The 22,917-nt window shown below is 27.5% G+C and carries 22 protein-coding genes; 2 read left to right on the forward strand and 20 right to left on the reverse strand.

Going from position 1 to position 22,917, the window contains the following annotated elements; genetic code table 11:
* Positions 1-148 precede the first annotated feature (148 nt).
* The 16 genes from V6137_RS03530 to V6137_RS03605 all read right to left on the reverse strand — a co-directional run bounded on the left by V6137_RS03530 (position 149) and on the right by V6137_RS03605 (position 17,308).
* Positions 149-670, reverse strand: a complete 522-nt coding sequence (locus tag V6137_RS03530; protein WP_425446498.1) for a GNAT family N-acetyltransferase — start codon at positions 668-670, stop codon at positions 149-151.
* Between the two features lie 88 nt (positions 671-758).
* Positions 759-1,979: an MFS transporter gene (locus tag V6137_RS03535; protein ID WP_425446499.1), complete on the reverse strand. Its 1,221-nt coding sequence runs from the start codon at positions 1,977-1,979 to the stop codon at positions 759-761.
* A gap of 179 nt (positions 1,980-2,158) precedes the next feature.
* Positions 2,159-2,587 carry an Hsp20 family protein gene (locus V6137_RS03540; protein WP_425446500.1) on the reverse strand — a complete coding sequence of 143 codons (429 nt, stop codon included), beginning with the start codon at positions 2,585-2,587 and terminating at the stop codon, positions 2,159-2,161.
* Positions 2,588-2,834: 247 nt separating this feature from the next.
* Positions 2,835-5,219 carry an ABC transporter permease gene (locus tag V6137_RS03545; protein WP_425446501.1) on the reverse strand — a complete coding sequence of 795 codons (2,385 nt, stop codon included), beginning with the start codon at positions 5,217-5,219 and terminating at the stop codon, positions 2,835-2,837.
* Positions 5,220-5,231: 12 nt separating this feature from the next.
* A complete protein-coding gene (locus V6137_RS03550; RefSeq protein ID WP_425446530.1) occupies positions 5,232-5,891 on the reverse strand; it encodes an ABC transporter ATP-binding protein in 660 nt (219 codons plus the stop codon).
* A gap of 128 nt (positions 5,892-6,019) precedes the next feature.
* Positions 6,020-7,249 (reverse strand): radical SAM/SPASM domain-containing protein, encoded by a 1,230-nt coding sequence (locus V6137_RS03555; RefSeq protein ID WP_425446502.1) that lies wholly within the window; start codon positions 7,247-7,249, stop codon positions 6,020-6,022.
* A gap of 25 nt (positions 7,250-7,274) precedes the next feature.
* A complete protein-coding gene (locus V6137_RS03560) occupies positions 7,275-8,333 on the reverse strand; it encodes a radical SAM protein (protein ID WP_425446503.1) in 1,059 nt (352 codons plus the stop codon).
* Between the two features lie 5 nt (positions 8,334-8,338).
* Positions 8,339-9,346, reverse strand: coding sequence for a S8 family peptidase (locus V6137_RS03565; RefSeq protein ID WP_425446504.1), 1,008 nt, complete (start codon positions 9,344-9,346; stop codon positions 8,339-8,341).
* A 19-nt stretch (positions 9,347-9,365) separates the two neighbouring features.
* Positions 9,366-10,610 carry a radical SAM protein gene (locus V6137_RS03570; protein WP_425446505.1) on the reverse strand — a complete coding sequence of 415 codons (1,245 nt, stop codon included), beginning with the start codon at positions 10,608-10,610 and terminating at the stop codon, positions 9,366-9,368.
* A gap of 34 nt (positions 10,611-10,644) precedes the next feature.
* The gene (locus V6137_RS03575; RefSeq protein ID WP_425446506.1) at positions 10,645-12,312 is read right to left on the reverse strand and encodes an ABC transporter ATP-binding protein; all 1,668 of its coding nucleotides are present in this window, start codon (positions 12,310-12,312) and stop codon (positions 10,645-10,647) included.
* Between the two features lie 241 nt (positions 12,313-12,553).
* The gene (locus V6137_RS03580) at positions 12,554-12,706 is read right to left on the reverse strand and encodes a hypothetical protein (RefSeq protein ID WP_425446507.1); all 153 of its coding nucleotides are present in this window, start codon (positions 12,704-12,706) and stop codon (positions 12,554-12,556) included.
* Between the two features lie 174 nt (positions 12,707-12,880).
* Entirely contained in the window at positions 12,881-13,672 is a 792-nt protein-coding gene (locus V6137_RS03585; protein WP_425446508.1) for a zinc dependent phospholipase C family protein, read from the reverse strand.
* A 429-nt stretch (positions 13,673-14,101) separates the two neighbouring features.
* On the reverse strand, positions 14,102-14,773 hold the full coding sequence (locus V6137_RS03590; RefSeq protein WP_425446509.1) for a GTP pyrophosphokinase: 672 nt from the start codon (positions 14,771-14,773) through the stop codon (positions 14,102-14,104).
* Positions 14,774-15,032: 259 nt separating this feature from the next.
* Positions 15,033-16,475 (reverse strand): DUF6179 domain-containing protein, encoded by a 1,443-nt coding sequence (locus tag V6137_RS03595; RefSeq protein ID WP_425446510.1) that lies wholly within the window; start codon positions 16,473-16,475, stop codon positions 15,033-15,035.
* Positions 16,475-16,939 (reverse strand): DUF6323 family protein, encoded by a 465-nt coding sequence (locus V6137_RS03600; RefSeq protein ID WP_425446511.1) that lies wholly within the window; start codon positions 16,937-16,939, stop codon positions 16,475-16,477. Before V6137_RS03600 ends, V6137_RS03595 begins: the two co-directional genes overlap by 1 nt.
* A gap of 204 nt (positions 16,940-17,143) precedes the next feature.
* Positions 17,144-17,308 carry a GyrI-like domain-containing protein gene (locus V6137_RS03605; protein WP_425446531.1) on the reverse strand — a complete coding sequence of 55 codons (165 nt, stop codon included), beginning with the start codon at positions 17,306-17,308 and terminating at the stop codon, positions 17,144-17,146.
* 197 nt (positions 17,309-17,505) lie between these two features.
* On the opposite strand from V6137_RS03605, the gene V6137_RS03610 reads away from it, so the two are divergent.
* Together V6137_RS03610 and V6137_RS03615 are read left to right on the forward strand one after the other, a co-directional pair.
* Positions 17,506-18,819: a hypothetical protein gene (locus tag V6137_RS03610; protein WP_425446512.1), complete on the forward strand. Its 1,314-nt coding sequence runs from the start codon at positions 17,506-17,508 to the stop codon at positions 18,817-18,819.
* A gap of 159 nt (positions 18,820-18,978) precedes the next feature.
* Entirely contained in the window at positions 18,979-19,320 is a 342-nt protein-coding gene (locus V6137_RS03615) for a phage holin family protein (RefSeq protein WP_425446513.1), read from the forward strand.
* 116 nt (positions 19,321-19,436) lie between these two features.
* Here V6137_RS03615 and ppaX read toward each other — a convergent pair whose 3' ends face one another.
* From ppaX to V6137_RS03635, 4 genes are all read right to left on the reverse strand, one after another.
* A complete protein-coding gene (gene ppaX, locus V6137_RS03620) occupies positions 19,437-20,084 on the reverse strand; it encodes a pyrophosphatase PpaX (protein WP_425446514.1) in 648 nt (215 codons plus the stop codon).
* Between the two features lie 210 nt (positions 20,085-20,294).
* Positions 20,295-21,794 (reverse strand): methyl-accepting chemotaxis protein, encoded by a 1,500-nt coding sequence (locus V6137_RS03625; RefSeq protein ID WP_425446515.1) that lies wholly within the window; start codon positions 21,792-21,794, stop codon positions 20,295-20,297.
* A 191-nt stretch (positions 21,795-21,985) separates the two neighbouring features.
* Positions 21,986-22,540, reverse strand: a complete 555-nt coding sequence (locus V6137_RS03630) for a nitroreductase family protein (RefSeq protein WP_425446516.1) — start codon at positions 22,538-22,540, stop codon at positions 21,986-21,988.
* 55 nt (positions 22,541-22,595) lie between these two features.
* Positions 22,596-22,883 carry a putative quinol monooxygenase gene (locus V6137_RS03635; RefSeq protein ID WP_425446517.1) on the reverse strand — a complete coding sequence of 96 codons (288 nt, stop codon included), beginning with the start codon at positions 22,881-22,883 and terminating at the stop codon, positions 22,596-22,598.
* Positions 22,884-22,917 lie beyond the last annotated feature (34 nt).

Below are 22,917 nucleotides of genomic sequence, written 5' to 3' on the forward strand. Positions count from 1 at the left end.
CCCCCTCGCTGAAGCATAGCTTCAGAATTATAAATTGTAAATTATAAATTGTAAATTATAAATTGTAAATTATAAATTGTAACCATACCAAAGCACCTTCGGTGCTTTTTTGTTGATACAGAATACTGTGAATAAATCTTCTTTAATCTCAACCTAACTTTTCCATTACTTTGTTCAGATTATAAAACCCATATCCTATTGTGTCTAATTGTTTGTTCCCTATTTTCAATACCTTATTTTCTCTAGGTTGACCTCCTACTTCTTCATAGAATTTTTTATATTTATTGTCTTTCAAACACCAAATTATAATATTACTATAATTTTCTTTTATCAAATTTTCTATAACTTTTTTAATAAGCTTTTTCCCCACGCCTCTTTTTTGATATTCTTTCAATACATATATAGCATATACTTCTGATTCATATCTATTCTCTCTACTTTTTCCGTAGGATACAAATCCAATAACTTTCTCATCTTCCTCAGCAACCAATATATTTACTTGATTATTTTTGATTTGTTTAGACATTTTAGTTATTTTATCATTTATTTTTTTATCCCTCTTATCCATAAACTCCTGGGATACTATTCCCCTATATGCGATACGCCACGTCTTATGATTAATATTAATAATCTCCTTAGCATCCTCTTTTACCGCCTTTCTAATTAACATTATACGCCCCCCTTCTATCTTGATCTCCCCATAATAAAATCTATAGCTTCGACTTCAGTCGAAGGTTTCCTCATCTATTATTTATTCTCTATTCTTTATTCTCTGTTTTAAATTTCTTCTTTCCACTCTCTTCTTTAAAAGCAACTCCCAACCGCTTATCCATATATCTAGTTGCAAAAAACATCATTACTATCATAGCTCCAGCCAATACTAGATGGGATGTAAATATATTTGTATTATCTAATAATATACCTATAAGTGGATAGAATATAGCTGATGCTAAACTTGTTGCTAAGTTTTGAAATGATAGTATAGTAGCCCTTTTATCCGATGGTATATGTTTATTTAAATATTTTCTAGTAACAGGTCTATATAGCCCCCTAGCTATTTGTTGTAATAATATAAAAATTACTCCCACTTCCACTTTTACTAACCCCAGTAAAATAAAAGATACTATAAGTAGCGCTGCCATAAATGTAAGGGTCTTTGGTTTAGTTTTGCTCATTATTCTATCACTTATCTTAGAAACCAAAGCCGCAGTTATATTGAATATAAAAAATACAACCCCAAAGGTCTTCACAGGTATATCTACTGCTTTCATATATGGCTGAAAATATAAAAACCCTGCCCTATAAAAAATATAAAATACCATTGAAAAAGCTAATATAGCTTTTATTTTCTCATGGTTAAATATATATTTTCCACTGTCCTTTATTTGCTTAAAATATTGTATGGTATCATCATTCTCTTTTTTTATAGATGGCTCATCAAATCTTAATGCTACTATAACTGTTATAATCATAAATCCTATGGAAACTATCATAGGTAGATTTATGTTTATTTCATATATATAAGATGCAATTATTGAGCCTATAGCCTGGGCACACAATGACAGTGACCTAGCCGTACCTTCTATTTTTTGAAACCTATGTTCGTTATTTTTTGATTTTAATGAATCATAAATAAGTGCCGTATCTGCACCTGATTTTAATGTTGCACCTATACTAAATATTACTTCTGCAATCATAAATATAAAAAAATTAGTCCCTAGTATATATACTAAGAGACTAATCGCCCAAAATATGGCCCCCAAACACATACTAAATTTTCTTCCTATTTTATCGGCAATAGCCCCTGTAGGTACTTCAAATAATACCACTGAAACAGCTGCAACTGAATTTAAAGTCATTATTTGGGTATAAGATAATCCCTTAGCTACAAAAAATAACATAAATATTGGTCCTAGTATTAATAACTCCGCAAATGTAGAGTATATGTAATAATTTCTAATATTTTTTGTAATAGACATGGTGTCACCTCCTTTATTTTTTTAATATTTAGAAAATATTTTATAACTTATTGTATTAATAGTCAATTCATTTATTATTAATATTCTGTAATATTTACGCATTAAATAGGGACTGGATATTTCCAGTCCCTATTCGATATATAAATAGTTATTGGGGGATTTACAATCCCCCAACTAATTTAATTAATATGAATTTTCCTTTTTCTATTTTTAACTGAAGTTATCTTTGGAACAAAAACTTCTAAAGTTTCATTTTTAAAAGAAGCTTCTATCTTACTTGCATCTATATTTCCTACATAAAAACTCTTTCTAAATTCTCCGTAATGTCTTTCACTCCGAATATAGTTTTGCCTCTCCTCTTTTATAGCCTCGTCCCTTTTTACACTAATAATAAGATAGCTATTACTGAACTCTATATCTACAGCTTCTTTTTTAATATCAGGTAATTTTAATTTTATAAAATAATTTTTATCAGTTTCTTCTAAATCTTCTTTTATATAATCCATCACCGAAAAAAAATTATTATTAAAAAATTTTTTAATAGAAGGGGAAGAAAAGTCATCCTTCATATTTAAATGTCTTTTTCTAAAGGGTCTTATATTAAACATTTTTAAATCCCTCCTAAAAGTTCATTTAAATATTTATATAAAATAAAAACAATATTATATCTATTCCACTGAAAAATTTAAATATATTTTCATGTTTTTATTCTAATTTATATTATGTTATTTCTTTAAAATATGTGTCTATTCATTCTCTATTCTTTATTTGAGTTTACTTTAAATTATGTTAATTTCTTTTGGATGACTAATAAAGTGAAAGTATTTCTTTTATATTTACTCCTTCTATAGTCCTTTAGTCTACAGATTGTATTTTTTCAATCACACTATATCTTTCCAGCTTATTTAGGATACTAGATGTATTTATGAATACTATACCAATAAAAATAATGTCTAGTAAAATAATACTAGGCATAAATTTATATGTTACTTTTGTCTCAGTAATTAATTGGATAATATGGGTTGATAAAAATATCCCCAATATATTAGATATTATTATACTTATAACCGCATAACTTAAACCCTCTGTATAAACCATTTGTTTTAATTGCTTTCTAGTTATCCCTATCGCTTGTATTACCCCTATCTCCTTTTTCCTTGCTAATATACTAGCTGTTAATGTATTTTTAAAGTTTATAATGGATATTATGGATATTAACAGTACTAAGCCTACCACTATAATTTTAATAAAACTATTATACTCTTCTAACTCTTCCCTTACCTCTCCAATAGTGGTGACCTCTATATCTTTATTTGCAACCAACTCTTCTATATTTTTTTCTAATTTTTTATATGAATCTTGTTTTGACTTTATACATATTTTAGATATAATTTTTTCATCTTCAATATTCCTATACATTTCCTCATGCATTACTAATTTTGGTCCCACAGCTCCAGCAGATAACTTTCCAGGAATAGCTCTAACAATCCCCCCTATTACTACATCCTGTTTAATTTCCTCTCCCTTCGAGTTTATTATCTCAACTGTAACTTCATCTCCTATTTTATAATTTAAATCTTCTTTATCTTCTTTTAGAATCACTACGGGACTATTCTCCATTTCATCTGCATTGATATTTCCTTTTACTAAATAATCATTAAGAGATTTTATTCGCTCTCCATCTAATAGATACATATCTCCTAAAATTCTATCTTCTTCACTATACTTTCTTATTTTTTCTATCAATTCTTTTCTCATCTTTTTATCATCTAACTTCATGCTATAAGGCCTATGCCCTATAGTATAATAATCTTTTATTTCTTCAATACCATCTAGTTTTTCTGCAATCTTATCTAATTTAGCTTGGGAGCCTATTTTCTTAGATATTGTAATATCACTATCTAGTCCCATCTTAGTATAAACTAAATGGTCTATTTTCATATGTTCAGAATATCTTAAAAAGGTTATAAATAGTATAACACTAATAGATAAAGAACATATAGTAATAAATGTTCGCTTCTTATTTCTTAATAAATTTAAATATGCAAGCTTAGTATTTTTACTAAAAAAAGAGCTAAGCCTACTTCTTCTTTTGGTCTTATGTGACTTTCTTCCTACATAATTTACTAACTCTATGGCAGATTTCCTTGTCACGATTTTAATAACTTTAAATATAGGCAACATGACAGATATAAAAGATATTAATGTAACCAACATAATCATTTTAACTGGTATACTAATATCTATATTATTCAAAATATCAATAAAATTAATACTATAACCAATTAAAGAGCCCAATATTACACCTATTGGAATTCCTATAACACTTAAAAATAACCCTTCATATAAAATTAATTTTTTCATCTGTTTATTAGTTACCCCAATGCAGGCTACCAATGCTAACTGCCGTATTCTATCGTTTATGGACATATAAAATATACTATATATAATTAATATGGTAGCTAATAATATAATACCTATTATAACTATATATGGTATTAACGACTTTAAATCATATCCTTTAGCTTCTAATAAAAAATGATTAATTTTTATGTTTTCTTGTTCTATTCCCACTTTTTCTGCTATATCATATGATTTATTTTCAATATTTATATCATTATTAAACTTAACCAAAAAATCATATTTTAAATCTTCTACACCATATTCAGATTCAATATATTGATCTGTTATTAAGATACTTCTATTTGTCAATATGGATTCATTTAAAATACCGCTTACTACAAATTCCTTCTCTTCTAAAGCTGATAGTACATTTTTAGCATTTACTTTATATTTGCGGAACTTTAAATTAACTTTTTCTCCTATATGGGATAGATTCATTTTATCAAATATATGTTTACTCATAATTATCTCATTTTTTCTTTTAGGATAATCACCTTTAGTTAGTTTCATATCTAACATGTCTAGAGAATTTTTATCGTAATATAACATACTTAGTCTTTCACTAAAATCAACATTTCCAAACAAATAGGATTTTCCGACTTTTTTTATCTGATTATTATTCTTTATTTTATTTAGAAAACTACCTTTTTGATTAGTAAAAGTTACATGCATATCGCCAGTTACATCCATTATCCGTTCTACATTTCGTTTTTTTAAATTATACCCCAATACACCTATTACAGTAAGCAAGAGAGTCGATATTATTATAGAAATAATTATAGCTTTCGTCCGTTTTTTATTATTTTTTATATACTTCCATGATAATTTTAATAACATATCTAACTCCTCCTATACTATTAACCTTCCATCTTCTATTTTTATAATTCTATCAGCCATATTTGCTACTACACTACTATGGGTTATCATCACCAGAGTTTGATTATATTTTTTTACAGAGAACTTTAATAACTTTAATATTTCCTGCTCTGTTTCTGAATCTACATTGCCCGTGGGTTCATCTGCTAATAAAATTAGTGGTTTAGATGCTAGTGCCCTAGCTATGGCAACCCTCTGTTGCTGTCCTCCCGATAACTCTCCAGGTAGGTGATTTCTTCTATCATATATTTGTAATGTCATCATCAAGTCTTCTATGTATTCCCTATCTACATTTTTATGATCTAACTCCAAGGGCAATATTATATTTTCCCATGCTGTAAGCACTGGCAATAGATTGTATGATTGGAATATAAATCCTATGTTTCTTCTTCTAAATATAGCCAAATCGTCTTTAGTCATTGAATGTATATTTCTATCTTCTATTAAAACTTCACCTTCAGTTGGTTTATCGAGTCCACCTAATATATTCAATAACGTGGTCTTTCCAGAACCTGAAGATCCTATAATCGATACAATCTCTCCTTTTTTTATTGAAATATTTACTCCATCCAGTGCTTTTACTATATTTTCTCCCACTTCATAATACTTTTTAATATTTTGACCAGATACTATATTCACAATCTCTCCTCCTAGCAAAGTATATTAATCTTTTTCATCATCTTTATTATTACATCTTTACATTTTATTGTAAAGCGTTTTATCTGATTTTTCCACCATACTTTTTGTTAATTACAATACTTTTAAATTAAGTTTTTGAATTTCTCCTTATTATAGTGGCATATTTCTTTTTTATAATTTTCATTATTAAAGATTAATCTATCTATCCCTGGGCAGCCATTAGAACAGAAGTATCTATAGTTGCATTCTTTGCAATCTTCTATTTGATCAAGTATACATATATTTAATTTTTCTATTATTTTCCTCAAATCACTTTGGAAATTATCACTAAAGTTATCATGAAAAAAATTTCCAACTCTATACTCAGGAAAATTTAACACATCACAAGGATATACATCTCCTATTTCATCTATAAAAATAGTAGTTACTCCAGCTTTACAGAAACAGTTTCCTCTAACATTCTTTCTCATCATTTTTACATCTTCATTATTCTGTGAAGATAATTTTAATTCATCATAACACTCTTTACCTCTTCCCACTGGATCTAGTTTCCGTATAACCGGTTTAACTCCCAATTTTTCACATAATTCTTTAAATTTTATATCATCATTAATTTTTGTTTTCACCATAGATAAAGTTATTTTATCTATTCCTGCATCTTTTAATAATGTTATAGATTTTAAAACCTTTTCATAAATTCCAGGTCCCCTAATTTTATCTACACTATCTTTATCAAATCCATCTAGACTCAAATGTACTTTATCGCAAGTCTTAAATATCAATCTAGCAATCTCTTTGTTATTTATTAATGTTCCATTTGACATTATTTCTAAGCTTCCACTAAATTTTTCACTTGCATATTCTAATATTTTATCTATATCCTCTCTTACAAAAATTTCCCCACCGGTTAAACAAAGTTCTTTTATTTCTAGATTAGAAATATAATCTATTATCTTACAAACCTGCTTAAAATCTAATTCATTTTTTATATATTCTCCAGAGTTATTAGCACAATGTATACACCTTAAATTACATTTATTAGTCAAAGAAAAAGATACTGAATCTAATTTTAACTTATCATTTTCATCACTTTTACAGTCTTTAAGCATACTATGGGAAAACATTTCTTCTAGTAATTCTTCAACATAATTTCTTGTTGGTATATCCTCTGTTTTGTTTATAGTTTCTTCCAGTGTTAACTTTGCTTCTATAGACTTATCTATAAAATCTTTAACCTCTTTTAAGATCTTTATCCATACTCCAGTCCTTCCATTAATGACCATGACATGTTTACCTAAATATATAAACCTAATAAAATGATTATAATCATATGTATTTTGAGCTTTGATCACCTTTTCACCCCTTTATATGTTTTTGTTATATGGCTTTAGACTTTAATTTATTGCCTATTTCAATCATTAACTTTTGATAAGCACAATAAAAACCATTGGGTTTATTAAATTTATTTGTCATTTTATAGTTTATATATACACACATTTTACTTTTACAACATTCACTATAAGCACATTCAGAACAAATAGGGTTGCACTCCTCCTTTATTTCTTCTGGAGTTTTTATTGAATCTAAGTTGCTTATATTCCCCAAACAAAATTTTTCATCTTTTGATATATAATTACACGGATATATATCACCATTGGAAGTTATAGAGAAATGGGAATATCCTCCTAAACACCTGTCTCCATATTTTTTTAAAACTTTATATTCATACAAAGGTAATATCTTTACATCTTTAGGATACTCTTTATTTATATGTTTATTAGTTATATACCAAAGCTGTTGCTCTAGTTTAGCAAAACTTTCCTCTCCCCATCTTGAATCAAAAAAATCTGGTATAGGTTTTATTCTTTTAAATCCTTTTGAAATCAAAAATTCAATTCCTTTGGATAACTCGGAAACTGTATCCACCGTATATGTGCTTCTAGCAAAAGTATTTGGTATCCTATTAATTATATAATCCAAATTAGGTTCTATTAATTCCCAAGAGTTCTCACCACTATTTAGCTTTCTATGTGTATTCTGTATAGTTGATGAACCATCAATACTAAGGGACAAAGAGAAATTATTTTCCTTTAAGTAGTCTACTTTATCTTTATCTAATAAAGTTCCATTTGTAGTCATCTGAAAACTAACAGGATTATTAAATTTATATTTATCAGCCAACTTATTAATTTTATTAACTAGATCTTTTATATAGTCAAATTTTAACAAAGGTTCTCCCCCGAAGAATCTTATGGCTAATTTTTTCCTTGCCTCATTTTCTTTTTTGTAATACTCATTAGTCTCTATTTGGTACTCTATAAAATCAATTAGAGTCTTTTGCATTCCATTGGTAAATTCACTTTTGTCATTTTTATTAATATAACAATATGAACAGTCCATATTGCAATGATCTGTAACCCACAAATCTAAATGCATTATAACTAACTCCTTTCTTTTTCATTTTGTATACTCTTTGTAGACTTTTGAACCCTACTAGCCAAAGAATATACATTAAAAAAATCCAAATAACTAAATTCAGTATATTTTATTGGTAGGCTATTATTTATTTGTCTTAATACAGTATAATATTTATCAGATGTTAGCCCTTGAGATATTAACTTTTGATTATAGTCATAAATAGGCACTACCCTTTCTAACCCTAATAAAGTTTCTTTAAATATATACTTATCTATATTTTCTGATATATTTTCATATCTTTCTATTAACACTTTCATAATATTTCCATTACAAACCTTATAAGATCTTTTTCTTAATTCTGAATACATATATTTATTGGGTAATCTCCCCTTTTCTTGAATAATCTTAGCAACTAACGAAGTAACAATTGGTGTAGCAAAACTACTTCCCCCTAACATTTTATACCTATCATTTAAACTGTATAACATACGTTTTATTCCTTGAGCTATAAAACCTTTATCACTATTGTAAATCTTTTTGTTAGAATAGATATGTCCAGCAAATACATTAATAACTCCTTCAATTCTAGCAGGTAAAGAGTAAATCATTTTCATATTTTCAGCTGCTACTAAATGAACACCTTTGCCCATGGCATATTTACATATCTTTAAAAACTCCTTCTTATATTCCTTTATTGTTGTTCCTAAACTTAAATTAATAATATCTACCCCATAATCTATAGCAATCTCTATTCCTTTAAGTAATAATTCGCAATTTGACTGATTTTTATAATCCAATACCTTTATAACATATATTTGCGCATCTGGTATATTGTCATTGATTATACCTACAATGGCAGTACCATGACCTGACAAATCTTCATAATTGTCAGATACCTTAATCTTATTATTTGCATAATATAAACCAATTCCTTTTAATATAAGCCCTTTGTTTATATCTATATGGGGTGTAAATCCACTGTCTATAACAGCTATTTTAACCCCCTTTTTTTCTCTGTTAATTTTTTTCATTTAAATCATCACTACTTTCTCATTTCCATATAACTTTTTCATATAATCTCTTATTAAAAGTGCAATGTTGTTTTCTATAGATTTCTTTACCAAAAAGTCTTTGATCTGCCGAAGGGCAACCTCCCGTACAAAAATATCTATAATCACATTGGCTACATTCATCAACTTCATCAACTATACACAGTGCTAGCTTTGATAAGATCTCTTTACTTTTTTCATTGAAATAATCCATAAAAGCTGAAGATAATATATTCCCTATTTTATACTCTTCACTTTTTAATATTGGACATGGATAAACATCTCCATTTTCCGATATATATATTTTGTCTTCACCGGCCGTGCAAAAACTTTTAGCATTTATATTTCTTCTGATTTCATCTAATTCATCCTGGGTTTCATCATTCATATATTCCTTTTCTATGTCCAATTTATCAAAGTTCTCTATAGCTCTACCTAATGGATCCAATTTTCTCACAATAGGTTTTACCTCTAATTTATTACATAGATCATAAAAGGCACTTACATCTATTCCTTTCGCTTCAACGGCAGATAAAGTTATTTTTTCTACTTTTTCTTCTTTTAAGAGCTTTATTCCATATAGTACTTTGTCATATACTCCTTCTCCTCTAATCTTTTTTACACTTTCTTTATTATGTCCATCTAAACTTATATCCACTTGAGTACATATTTTTTTAATAATTTTAACCGTGTCTTTATTATTAATTAATGTACCATTGGTCATAATACTAACCTTGCCAGAAAATTTCTTATGTAAATATTGTAATATATCATATATATCGTCCCTTACAAATATCTCTCCTCCAGTTAAAACTATGGTTTTAACACTTAAATTCTCTAATATATCAATAATATTACATACTTGATTAAAGCTCATTTCTTCATTTGATATTCTAGTTCCTGCTTCTTGACTACAGTGTATACATTTCAAGTTGCAACGATTTGTTAAACACAATGTTACTTTTGTTAATTTATTGTCTTTTTTTGTATGTTCCCTTTCCACTATCATATTTAACTTTTTCATTGTAATTAACAAGTTATATATATATTTCCTTTCTAAATCATTTTCAATACTGTCAACTATATCTTGGATTTTTTTCTCCTTTTCCATTTCTTTTATTACAAGATTAATTAATTTCTTAGGATATTTAAACCATTGTCCTCTTAAAGTATTCATCACAATAGAATCATTTTTATTATGTATAATTTTTGTTTTACTATTAAGTTCATACACTTTATTCCACATTAAAACCCACTCCTTTACAACACCTTCCTTTTAACTATGCAGATTTAATCAGATGTGTAGAATTATCACGTATTTTATATACATCATCACAATATTTTAAAATTGTTTCTCTATGGGTTATAACAATAATAGTCCTATCTTCAAAATATTCAAATAAATTTTTGCATATTATTTCTTCCGCTTTTATATCTAATGCAGATGTTGGTTCATCAAACATAATAATAGAACTGTCCATAAAAAAAGCACGGGCTAGCGCTATTTTCTGAGCTTGTCCTCCCGATAATGTTATTCCTTTGTCTCCAACTATAGTCTCCAAACCATCAACCATATTATCGATATCTTCTTTTAAGCACACCTTTTCTAAAACCATATCTATCTGTTCTTCTGAAACATTATCATTAAACAATAATATATTTTCTTTAATAGTACCGGTGAATATATAAGGTTCTTGCCCTATACATAAAATATTCTTTCTCAGATATTCTAGTTTATATTCGTCGATATTACGTCCATCTAATAATATACTTCCTGAATAAGGTTCCCATAGCCTTAACAACAATCGTATAATACTAGTCTTGCCTGAACCATTTTTTCCCAATAAAGCAACTTTCTGTTTATTTTTTATTTTAAAATTTATATTTTTTAATATAACATTATCATCATATCTAAAGTAAACATTATTAAACTCTATATCCCCATCCAACTGTTTATTAAAATCTACACTACCATCTTTTATAACTTCATTGCTTTTAAGTAAATTAAATACCCTTTCTAAACTAGCCTTACTCTCCTTTATATCCATATATAATCTAGCAAGGGAAATTATAGGGGAATATATTCTTTGAATATACATAGTTAAGGAAAATAATGTACCCACAGTCATCTTACCATTTAAGACCTTATATCCTCCAAAACATATCACAAATATCAACCCTAACCTACTGATGAGCATTCCTAAAACACTCGATTCTATCCTTGTCATTACAAATTTCCGTTCTTTTTTCAAAAAATGATTTTGTTTATCTCTATATTTTTCATAAAAAAACTTTTCTCCATTAACCATCCTAATTTCATTAATCTTAGAAATAAATTCCTGAGTATTAGAATATAAATTTCCCCGTTCTTCACTAACCTCCATGGCCCTATTTTGTATATGTTTTCCATATTTTTTTTGTATAAATACATATATAGTCACTAGTAAAATTGAAACTAAAGCAATTTCCATATTCATACTAAATAATATTATAATTAGTCCAGTTGCTGTGACTATATTAACTAAAAAATCACTTATCATAGTGGTAGCTAAATCTTGAATTTTTATTACATCATTTTCTAAAATAGATAATATTTCTCCCGTTTGATATTTGTTGAAGAATTTCATAGAATACATCTTTAACCTTTCTATTATAGATTCTTTAGTTTTAAATATGATCTTCTGTCCTAATTTTAGAAATTTTTTTCTTTGTAAATATCTAAATAATAACATTATACCAATATTAATAATCATAGCTATTGAATATATAACAAATTTCCTTAAGTCATTTTTTCCTATCCCATCATCTATAATCAATTTTAATAAATACGGGAATATAATATTACTTATTGAATATATAAACAAACAAATAAAAGCAACTATTTGATCAAATAAAAACGTTTTAATGACCTTATTAAAATACATTATAATATAGTTATTTTTCTTCATAGCACTACACCTTCTTCAAAAAACTTATAGTAATTTAATAGAGCTAAAGATTTTTAATTATTATTATATATTAATTTTATATTCCTTTAAAATTCTAAAAGTTAGATACAATTGTATCTAACTTTTAGAATTTTAGCAGAAAATCTACTGTACTTGACTAAATATTATCATTCTTTATACTAAGAAAATCAATGTTACTTGTTTCTATTAAATCTTAGATTCCGATTTAAACCTTATAGATTTACCATAATGGATTAGTATTATCTGTTTCTCTCCAGCCACATTTGTCTATAGAAGCTGATTTTTTTTCAAAATATTCATCACAGTCATCATCACAACCATAACCATTTACCTCTATTTTTAATTCTTTTGCCTTTGCTGCCTTTATTTTCATTTCTATACCCCCTTTCTTTTTGTATTTTATGATAACCACTCCAAACATAGATCTAATTTCCACTAAATAATAGTATGTTTCTAATCTCTATAATTTTAGAAGCGGCTATCTATATTAAAACACCATAAAAATTTTTATAATGTTTTAACCTACATGAGTATAGTATTTAACTATCTATTTAATTTGGCTACTATCAACTTTCTTTAGAAAATTGTATAATACTGCAGCGACTACTTCTTGTGAATAGGTTAAAGTTTTTTCGGTAACTTTATCCCAATTTCTTTCGTTATTTGTTAAAGCTAAATCTATATATTGTTTTGCATTTACTGCTGAATCTTTTACCATATTCCATATGTAGGATTCTAGCATAAAATCCAGTCTATCTTCATATTTGCTGTATAATCTACTTGAATTCACCTTATAGCTATCCTTATTTTCATCAACCCATTTTTCAAACTCAGAGTGGTTGGTTAATACCGCTATCTTATTAGCTGCATGATGGGGAACATTTGCATCTGATATAAAATGTATTGCTCTACCCAACTCTTCCATACTTTTTTCTATTCTTCCATCTTCATAATAATCTTTTGCTAGTTTTATATGCTCTATAGCCTTTGTTTGGGCTGTAGGATTGGTAGACCCCATATAATTTTTCCCGCTATCAGGATCATAGAAATGCCCTGCAAATGTACCATAACTAATTTCATCTTTATCTGGCATATCTGCATATTTTAGCAAAATGTCAATATAATCATCATAAAAGGAAATTTTTTTATCATTTCTCAATATACTAATAGCTCTCTTTGTAATAAATTGGTGTGTTCCTGTGATATTTTCAGTATGGCTATACTGACCTTCCCCTCCTGTCCAAAGTAATTGATATCCATCTTTAGCAAAAGCAGCATTGGTAAACAAAATACACATTACCAATATAATACTAACTAGGCATGTACACCTTTTTTTCATTTAATTCATCTCCTTTTGAATTTATCTTATTTTTTAACCATTATAAACCTATACATTTTAATAATTATTCATCATCTAACTATATTTTATTGAATATAATTACTTTTTTATTGCCCAATATTATTTATATAGGTTTATTTATGTGAATTTATTTCATTTATAATTTTACTATACCTTTTTTTTCTTGTCAATGATTTTAATTGATTAATTTTAAATTTAATGCACTAATGTCTCTTTATGTAATTTTATGTTTAATTCTGATACTTGCAAATCTCCCCTTAACAAATTAATGAGGATCCTCAAAAACATAAAAATAAACCTATGATAAAAATCATAGGTTCATTGGATTTAGTACAAAATACAAACTAATATTATTCCTTTTAAAAAAAGGATAAAGCCGTATTTGCTACTTCTTTATTCATAATCACTCTATATACTAATCTTTGCATTCCTTATATTCTTCACTGTTTCCTTTCTGTCCATTTCAACAATTTCCCGTCTAATATCGGCCATTTTTTCATCTAAGCTCCCTACCATATCAGCACATTCCTTTAATTCCTGAGTAATAAGTTTTGAATCACTCCCTTTGTGTTTATAGTAAATTTTATGCTCTAAACTAGCCCAGAAATCCATAGCTATAGTTCTTATTTGCACTTCAACTTTTACATACTCTATTTTATTTGTTAAAAATATCGGAATCTCTATTATCATATGTAGACTTTTATAGCCATTAGGTTTCGGATTCTTTATATAGTCCTTTACTTGCAGAACCTTTATATCATTTTGTTTTTTTATAATTTGAAATAATGTATATATATCTGATATAAAAGAACATATAATTCTAATTCCTGCAATATCATGAATATGTTTCCTTGCACTATCTATACTAACTTCAAGATTCTTTCTTTTTAACTTTTCTATAATTCCCTTGGGCTTTTTCACCCTATCTTTAAGATGTTCTATAGGATTATATTGATGAATATGTTTGAATTCCTCATTTAAGATTCGTAACTTAGTATTTACTTCTTCTATTGCAAACTTATGAATTAATATTAGGTTTGTCCATTTTTCTAATTCCTTTGATGTTAAGGATATATCCATTTTATACGCTCCTTTTCTTTAGCTTTATTTATCAAGATTACTGTTTTTTTATTATTCTGCCATATATTTTTATTAGTAAATTTCAAGACTAAATTATTCTATTATTCTCTTCTTAAAAATTAACAGATTATCGTAAAGTTCTACTATACTTCTAACATTCTACATATTCTTTTTAATTCCTTCCATTTTCATAAGTTACTTTTATTATTTTATGTAAATCTATCTGAAATATATAATATATATTTGTCTATTTCAGATATTAATAAAAGCTTATTTCCTCATACTCTATTTTATCAAGATATGTCTCAATAGACTTTATCCTATCTTTATTTAATTTTGTTAAAAACTTTATATAATGTATCTGCCACTCATCTTTTATTTCTTTTTGACAAGAAATTGCATCCAATAAATTTATAGAATTTCCCCTTAATTCTTCATAAAAAGCTATTCGAGCTAATATAGTTAGTTCCATATCACTTAATGTACTAAAAAGATCTATATATTCATTTTCAAACAAACAATTTGCATTAAAAATATCTATCATGTCATGCAACGATTTAATACTTGTATTGAGCATATTTATTTTATCTTCACTACTTATAGACCTAATTAGTTTCTTTACTAGCATATTAAATTCATAGTCCCTAAGTTTTTCAGTGGCTCTAAATGTAATAGTATTATTTTTTATACTTTCTTTTTTATTAGTTATCACTATGCTATCAAGACTTTTATTCTCCACCCCATTTATAACCCTTCCCATAAGAACCTTTTTATATTTATTAATATAATCTAACACTCTAAATGAATTAATTTTCAAAGTATTTATTAGCTTTTGAAATGCTTGGTCTATCAATAATTCTATATCATAATTCATGAGGTTATCAAACTTTTCATTTAAAAACTTATACTGGGAACTACTAATAGCTATTTCTTCTCCTTTACCTCCAGATAAAATCGAAAAAATCGAATTGTTTATAACCAGTTCAAATATATTGATTAATTCTATTTTATAATCCATTCTAATATTTCTTCCAAAACTAATCAATATTTCTTCTATGTCCTCTTCTCTAAAATGCTTACAAAATTCAGTTTCTATATCTAAATGTTCTAAATATTTCTTTATATAAAAAACACCTCTTATTTTTATATCATCTACTGGTAAAGCCAAAGGATAATCTATACTTGCCATTGTATTGTGGGCTCCAAACATTATTTCATACTTTCTAAAGAATAAAGGTATCGCCTCATAAATTGTAGCATTATATGCTTCAAGCTTAGTATTAAGTTTATTTCTCTTTATTTTTCTATAATCTTTCATAGTTTTCTCATAATATAAACTTACTAACTCAACTCCCTTTATATATATTTCTTTTATATCCTTTGTTTTTAAGTCTATTATAGATTTTTCTACATCATCATAATTCATCATATAGGCATCTATTGAATACATAATTGAACTTAATAACTTTTTAGTAGTTTCAACTGTAACAGAAGTACTTTCACCTTTTGTATATCTCATTATTAATTTCTCTAATATATAAGATACTTCAGTTTGTATACGACTAACCTCTTTAATGTTAAGTAAACCTAATTTTAAAGTTTCATTTAAAAGTGAGGCTGTATATTGATTTTGCTCTAATTTAAACTTTTCTACTTTTCTATACTTCTCTACTTCATAATTTCCTATGTTTTGGGGTTTCACTAATATACACCCCCTTCGTTTATATTTTCCTCTATTTCTATCTTTCGTCTAAACTCTTTTACAAACTCTTGTAGTTTGCTTTTTAAAAGCTCTACTGATCCTCCGCATTCATTTTCAAAACATTTCCTAATAATATCTATCAATTGAATATCTCCAATCCTGTCCTCTGTTTCATTCTTCAAGTAATAAAATATTTCTTGTAATTCATTAAGTACAAAGATATAATCGTTTTCATCTACATAGGATGAACTACTAAAATCTTCTATAAGCTTTTTAGTAACTTGAATCCCTAATTCGACCCTGTCATAGTTTTCCAAGATATCATTTCTCACTTCAACTATTTTACTAACTTCTTTAGAGGTTAATGTTAATCCATATTTTTTGATTTTTTTATTGCTCTTTAATAACTCAGTGACATAGGATTCTTTTATAGCCTTAGAATTAAAAATAATAGGTAAAGACATCTATCTAACTCCTTTCAAAACTATTAAACTAAATTTCCCATTGACAAAATTTTAGTTTTGTGGTATAATGTAGTTTAACTTTATTTTTAATATATATTGTATATTTTTTTGCTTTTTTTGTCAATTGTTTTTTTAAATAATAACAAAAGCATCTATCATTTAGATGATAGATGCTTTTGTTACATCATGTTAACTCTACATAATTTATTTAGCACTTACTGGTATCTGTATTTCTGTTAACCAATCCTCCTCTTTTTCTCGGTTCCATATACCATCAATATAGGCTTCTCTTGGTTCTCCCATTAATTTATAACCATTATCTTCTATCCATTGATATGCAAATGTATAAGCTTCTCTGAGAAAACTTATAAATAACCTTTGTTACTCCTATCCTAAAAATTTTATTACTTATAATTATCATATAAACATACTCGCACATATAAATATAATAGCATTATTCATATTTCTTTACTTTAATTTATAACAACTTAACATTAGGTCTTAACAATTCAGACTATAAATCTAATCATTATTTTTATTATTATAATAAAAAGAGGTGAAACTGTATGCCCAATTTTAAAATTTTTAATAGTGATAAAAACCCACTAGTTACGGCTAATTATGCACAAAAAATGGGAACATCTTCAGAACTGAGTCCTCTATCGGTTGACTTAGCTGGCAATCTCAATATTAGAACACAAGATTCCCAATTTAATCGTCTTATTACTTCTCCTAGAAGTCCTTTAATTGAATTAAAATCCACATATGGTATATCAAGTTTAAGGGATTCTATAATCAAAAATGATACTGCTAATATTTCTAATGATGGCACTGAATTCAATTTATCTACAGGCACTGGCTCTACTGGAAAAGCTATTTTAGATAGCGCCGAAAGGGGGAGATATATCCCCGGAGCAACATGTCAAGCTGGTATAGGTGTTAGAACCCCTCTTAATCAATCCCTTTTAGATAATCAAGAAATTAAATGGGGATATTTTGATGATAATAATGGATTTTTATTTGGCCAGGATACAACCGGTACTTTTATAGCAATCAAGCGTTCTGGTACTATAGTTAATAAGGTTTATCAGGAAAATTGGAATGGGGATAAACTTGATGGTACAGGTCCAAGTAAATTTACTTTAGATTTAACTAATGGAAATATATATCAAATAACCTATACTTGGTATGGTTATGGTACTGTGGAGTTTCAAATAGTTATGGGAGAAGAAAATAAAAATAACGTCCAAACTCTTATTACTGTTCATAGATTTAGACCAACCGAGGAAACCAGTGTTAGTGATCCCAATCTACCAATTAGAGCTGAGGTATCCAACAACGGCACCGAAAATAATGATATTTCCCTTTTGGTAGGGGGACGTCAATATAGTATATTTTCTAATTACAACCCTAATATAAGAATCACATCTGAATACAGGACCTTAGAAAGTGTTAGCAATACCACATTTGTTCCTACAGTAACATTTAAGCGAAAAAACGAATTCCCATCTAGCTCTGGTAGGACAAATTCTGTTAGTGTAAAATTAGAAAGTATTGATATCTTATCAGAAAATGATGCCCTATGGGAAATACGATTTAACCCTACTATTTCTGGAGGTACAACTACTTTTGAAGATATTAGTAATATTGTCCCTTCAGAAACTGCCGTAGAGGTCAATACTAAAGCTACCAGTGTGACAGGTGGACTAAAAGTCATTTCAGGAATCACTGGTGGTGGTTTTTCAAAATCCCAAAGTTTATCACAGATTAATAATCTTAACTTAGATTTCAATGGAAGCCAACCGGTTTCACTAGTAGTCCGTAACTTAAGTACATCAGGAAATATAACTGTCGTATTTAGAGTAAGAGAAGAATGGTAACTTTTCTATAATTATTTTAATTATTTATATTTGATTATTATTAAATACTATTATACTAATATTTAGAATAACAGTAGTACTATATTATAAGATTCATATACTATAGATAGGGTATATGAATCTTATAATACTATAAACTCTAGAAAGGAGATTTTCTATATGAAGATAGGAAGTTTAATTATTAAAGTTATTGTTGCAACTCTTGTTATTGCCATATCGGCATTTTTCACCCCAGGAATGTCTAACGAAGGAGGCTTAGGCTCGTTGTTTTTAGCGGCAATAGTAATCGGGATATTAGATTGGGCTATATCAAAATTAACTAATATCGATGCATCACCTTTTGGAAGAGGCTTTGTAGGATTTATTTTAGCAGCTATTGTACTATACTTAAGCGGAATAATTGTTGATGGTTTTACTGTAACCATATTAGGAGCAATTATAGGTGCATTAATAATAGGAATTGTGGATGCCATTATTCCTGGAGATAAAAAGACTATGTAATAAGTTGGGGGATTACGAGTCCCCCAACAACTAATCAATTAATTAGACAAACAGTTGGCATCCATACCACAAGAAAAAGGTCACTTCAAAGTAACCCATTATTATTTGAAATAACCTTAAGCTCCAACCTTTTCTTTAACTATATTAATAATATCTACAATACTATCTATCAAATAATCTGGGTTATATTTTATAACCTGCTCTATAGGTACCCCTGTATATTTAACAAGACACGTTTCACATCCTGCATTTTTTCCACTTAATATGTCATTATGACTATCTCCAACCATCATCGCTTCTTTCGGGTCTACCCCTAGTAATTCACAAGCTTTTAATATAGGCTCTCTATCTGGCTTATGTTTTTCTGTATCCTCTGGGGTAATAATAACATCCATTAACCCATATAAATCAAATAACTTAAGACCTCTATTCGCAACACTTCTTATTTTAGATGTTACGATACCAACTTTTAATCCATAATTTTTTAATCCTTTAATTCCATCTTCCACACCTTCAAAAATTTCAGCAAGTTGGTCATGAATCTTTATATTATGTTCTTGATAAGCCTTAACCAGAAATTCTGGATTTTCAGGATGATACCTTTCCATTGTGTAAGCTAAAGGCTCTCCAAAATATTTAGATAATTCTTCATTGGGCACCTCTATGCTAAGATGAGTTCTAAAAACATGTTGAAATGTTTCTATTATTAATCTATTAGTATTTATTAATGTTCCATCTAAATCAAATAGTATAGCTTTTATCAAATTACTTCCCCCCATAAATTTATGTCATTTTATTAGTTCTTATTATAACTAAAATTTTATAATAAAGCTATTAATTTATATTAACTATTAACCTGAAGCCTATATTTAAACACCCTATTCCTTAACTAAATAAAAAATACTACCTTTATTATTTTAAAGGTAGTATTTTTCTCACTATGTACTTGATAACACTATATATTTTCCTTCATACTATTGATTTAAAAACTCTTCTAAGTCCTTTACTTTTACATTTAAATCACTGGTCAAATCCTTAGATTTATTCATGTTAATTAAATTATCATCTAAATAAGAGTTCGTTTGTTCTGCCCCTGCCAAAGTTTCTTCAGATACTGCACTTAATTGTTCTATCGATATTATTATCTTTTTATTATCTTCTTTTATCTCACTTATTTTATTTACTATAGAGAAAATAGTTAACTTAATTTTTTCTGTATTTTCTGTTGTTTGATTTAGAGAATACTGGGTTTCTTCTATAGATTTATTTTGTTCTTTACTAATTTGTGATAAATGGAAAAATTCTTCAATTGACTTATTCATAGTATCCTCTAGATTTTGTATTATATTAGAAACATCATCTATAAAATTCTTACTTTGAACCGACAATTTTTTAACTTCTTCAGCTACTACCCCAAAACCTTTACCCGATTCTCCAGCTCGAGCTGCTTCTATCGAAGCATTTAAAGCCAATAATCCTGTCTCATCTGCTATATTACTAATTCCTTCTGTTATATTGTTAATTACAGACATTTTATCTTTAAATTGATCAAATACACCATTTATTATTTCTAATTCATTTAATACTATATCCGACTTTTTCACAAGAGCATTCATTTTGTTTTGAGAATGTTTTATTAGTTTATTATTCTCTTCAGCCAGTCTTTCTATTTCGTCAGCTTCAACCTTAGTGTTATCTATTAGCTTTTGGATATCCTTTACTGCCAAATTTTGTTCCTGAATATTATTACTTGTATTAGTATTTCCCTCTACTATTTGATCCATATTTGAATTTATTGTTAGAAGATCCTTAGTTGCTACATTTATAATCCTTCCTACTTCAGTAGTTGAAGTATCAACATTAACTATAGTATCCTTAATTCTATCCATTATTTTTTGCAATCTATCTCTTTGATTTAGTATTCTTTTTGTACTTTCTTCATTTTTATTTAACATAGAATTTAATTGACTTTTCATAAGATAACACAATGCTACTACAATAAATATTCCTATCATTTTGTCATCTATACTATCTAAAAAGTTACTTTTATAGAACTTCAAATTATATATTACATTGGCTATTACAGCTCCCACAGTTGAAACTATTAGTAATGAATTTTGCAGAGATAATGCAGCCACTATTATAGATATTATGTAATAAATCCCCAAAATGTTATCCTTGGGAAATCCTATTAAAGTTAAAGATACTATAATAAACAGTTCTCCCACTAGTATGGACGATAATATTTCAACTTTATTATATAGCTTTTTGGCAACAAACACATTGAAAAAAGCAAATGAAAGGGCTATTCCCCCTTGTATCAAACTAACAAAAACATTTGCTCCCATAAGTTTTGGGAGTAATAAAAAATACCCCCCTAAAATAAAACACAGAATACTTATTACTAACTTAATTTTCCCCATATTCTTTATTATAAATTCACTTTTTATATCACCACTTCTTATTTTATCCAAAGACAAACCCCCTTTTATTATATACACTAATTATATTATGCCTTATATAAGTTTGTCAATATAGCTCTTATTTTGTATTAATATGGCGAATTTTAGTGTTGTTATTTAAATGCTATATATAATTGTCGACTAAAAAAATACTACCCTAAAAATAATAAGGGTAGTATTTTTCCAAAAGTCTACTTTTTTAACTATCTAATATAGTTTATAACATCCATATTTCTCTTTGATGGTCCTTGGGTATTTTCATTACTCTTATATCCTATTGATACAGCATAAAATGGTTTATATCCCTCTGGTAAATTTAGTTTTTCCACTTCATCTGTAAGGGTAAAGAAAAATCTAATAAGTCCTATCCATACAGTTCCTAATCCCATACTTTCACTAGCTATCAACATATTCTCTATTGCTGCCGAACAGTCTACTAATGATGAGCTAACATCTTCTTTTCCTGAAACAATTATTATAGTTGGTGCATCATAGAATATATTTACAGGGCTTTTTCCCATATTTGATATCTTCTCATTATCACTTTTAACCATGATTTCCTTTGATTTATCACTTATATGATTAATCATATCCTTATCTTGTATAACAGTGAAATGCCAAGGTTGTAAGTTGTTGGCAGTTGGCGCTTGTATACCCGCTTCTAGTATCGTTTGCAATTCTTCCTCTGTTATTTGATCTTCTTTATATTTTCTTGTGCTTCTTCTATTTTTAATTGCTTTAAGAACTTGGTTTTCCATATTAAAACTCTCCTTCTATTTTTGAAAATTTTCATATAATAATGTCACCTATTTTTTAAATAACTTTCTTACAAATATTCATCTCAGGCTCTCTGTTCATATAACTACTCATTTTAGGTACTATGTTTTTAAAATGTTCTGAAGCCATATGACTTTTTAAATGTTCCATTGTTTCCCATTCTTCTATCATTATTAATATATCAGGTTTCTTTTGGTCCTGATACATTTCATAATTTATACAACCCTCTTCATTTATTGTTGCTGCCACTAGTTCCTTTGCTAACTTTAAAACTTTTTCAACTTCATCTTCTTTAACAAAGTTCTTTGCCATAACCTTTACCATATAATTTCCTCCTCATTTCCTTTTTAATATTAGT

The sequence above is a fragment of the Dethiothermospora halolimnae genome (assembly GCF_037577855.1).
GTDB lineage: Bacteria > Bacillota > Clostridia > Tissierellales > VENL01 > Dethiothermospora > Dethiothermospora halolimnae.

Bases quoted from the DNA above. Each gene is read 5' to 3' on its own strand.
- V6137_RS03530 (WP_425446498.1), bottom strand. From the start codon at position 670: ATGTTAATTAGAAAGGCGGTAAAAGAGGATGCTAAGGAGATTATTAAT.
- V6137_RS03535 (WP_425446499.1), bottom strand. From the start codon at position 1,979: ATGTCTATTACAAAAAATATTAGAAATTATTACATATACTCTACATTT.
- V6137_RS03540 (WP_425446500.1), bottom strand. From the start codon at position 2,587: ATGTTTAATATAAGACCCTTTAGAAAAAGACATTTAAATATGAAGGAT.
- V6137_RS03545 (WP_425446501.1), bottom strand. From the start codon at position 5,219: ATGTTATTAAAATTATCATGGAAGTATATAAAAAATAATAAAAAACGG.
- V6137_RS03560 (WP_425446503.1), bottom strand. From the start codon at position 8,333: ATGCATTTAGATTTGTGGGTTACAGATCATTGCAATATGGACTGTTCA.
- V6137_RS03565 (WP_425446504.1), bottom strand. From the start codon at position 9,346: ATGAAAAAAATTAACAGAGAAAAAAAGGGGGTTAAAATAGCTGTTATA.
- V6137_RS03570 (WP_425446505.1), bottom strand. From the start codon at position 10,610: ATGTGGAATAAAGTGTATGAACTTAATAGTAAAACAAAAATTATACAT.
- V6137_RS03575 (WP_425446506.1), bottom strand. From the start codon at position 12,312: ATGAAGAAAAATAACTATATTATAATGTATTTTAATAAGGTCATTAAA.
- V6137_RS03580 (WP_425446507.1), bottom strand. From the start codon at position 12,706: ATGAAAATAAAGGCAGCAAAGGCAAAAGAATTAAAAATAGAGGTAAAT.
- V6137_RS03585 (WP_425446508.1), bottom strand. From the start codon at position 13,672: ATGAAAAAAAGGTGTACATGCCTAGTTAGTATTATATTGGTAATGTGT.
- V6137_RS03590 (WP_425446509.1), bottom strand. From the start codon at position 14,773: ATGGATATATCCTTAACATCAAAGGAATTAGAAAAATGGACAAACCTA.
- V6137_RS03600 (WP_425446511.1), bottom strand. From the start codon at position 16,939: ATGTCTTTACCTATTATTTTTAATTCTAAGGCTATAAAAGAATCCTAT.
- V6137_RS03610 (WP_425446512.1), top strand. From the start codon at position 17,506: ATGCCCAATTTTAAAATTTTTAATAGTGATAAAAACCCACTAGTTACG.
- V6137_RS03615 (WP_425446513.1), top strand. From the start codon at position 18,979: ATGAAGATAGGAAGTTTAATTATTAAAGTTATTGTTGCAACTCTTGTT.
- V6137_RS03630 (WP_425446516.1), bottom strand. From the start codon at position 22,540: ATGGAAAACCAAGTTCTTAAAGCAATTAAAAATAGAAGAAGCACAAGA.
- V6137_RS03635 (WP_425446517.1), bottom strand. From the start codon at position 22,883: ATGGTAAAGGTTATGGCAAAGAACTTTGTTAAAGAAGATGAAGTTGAA.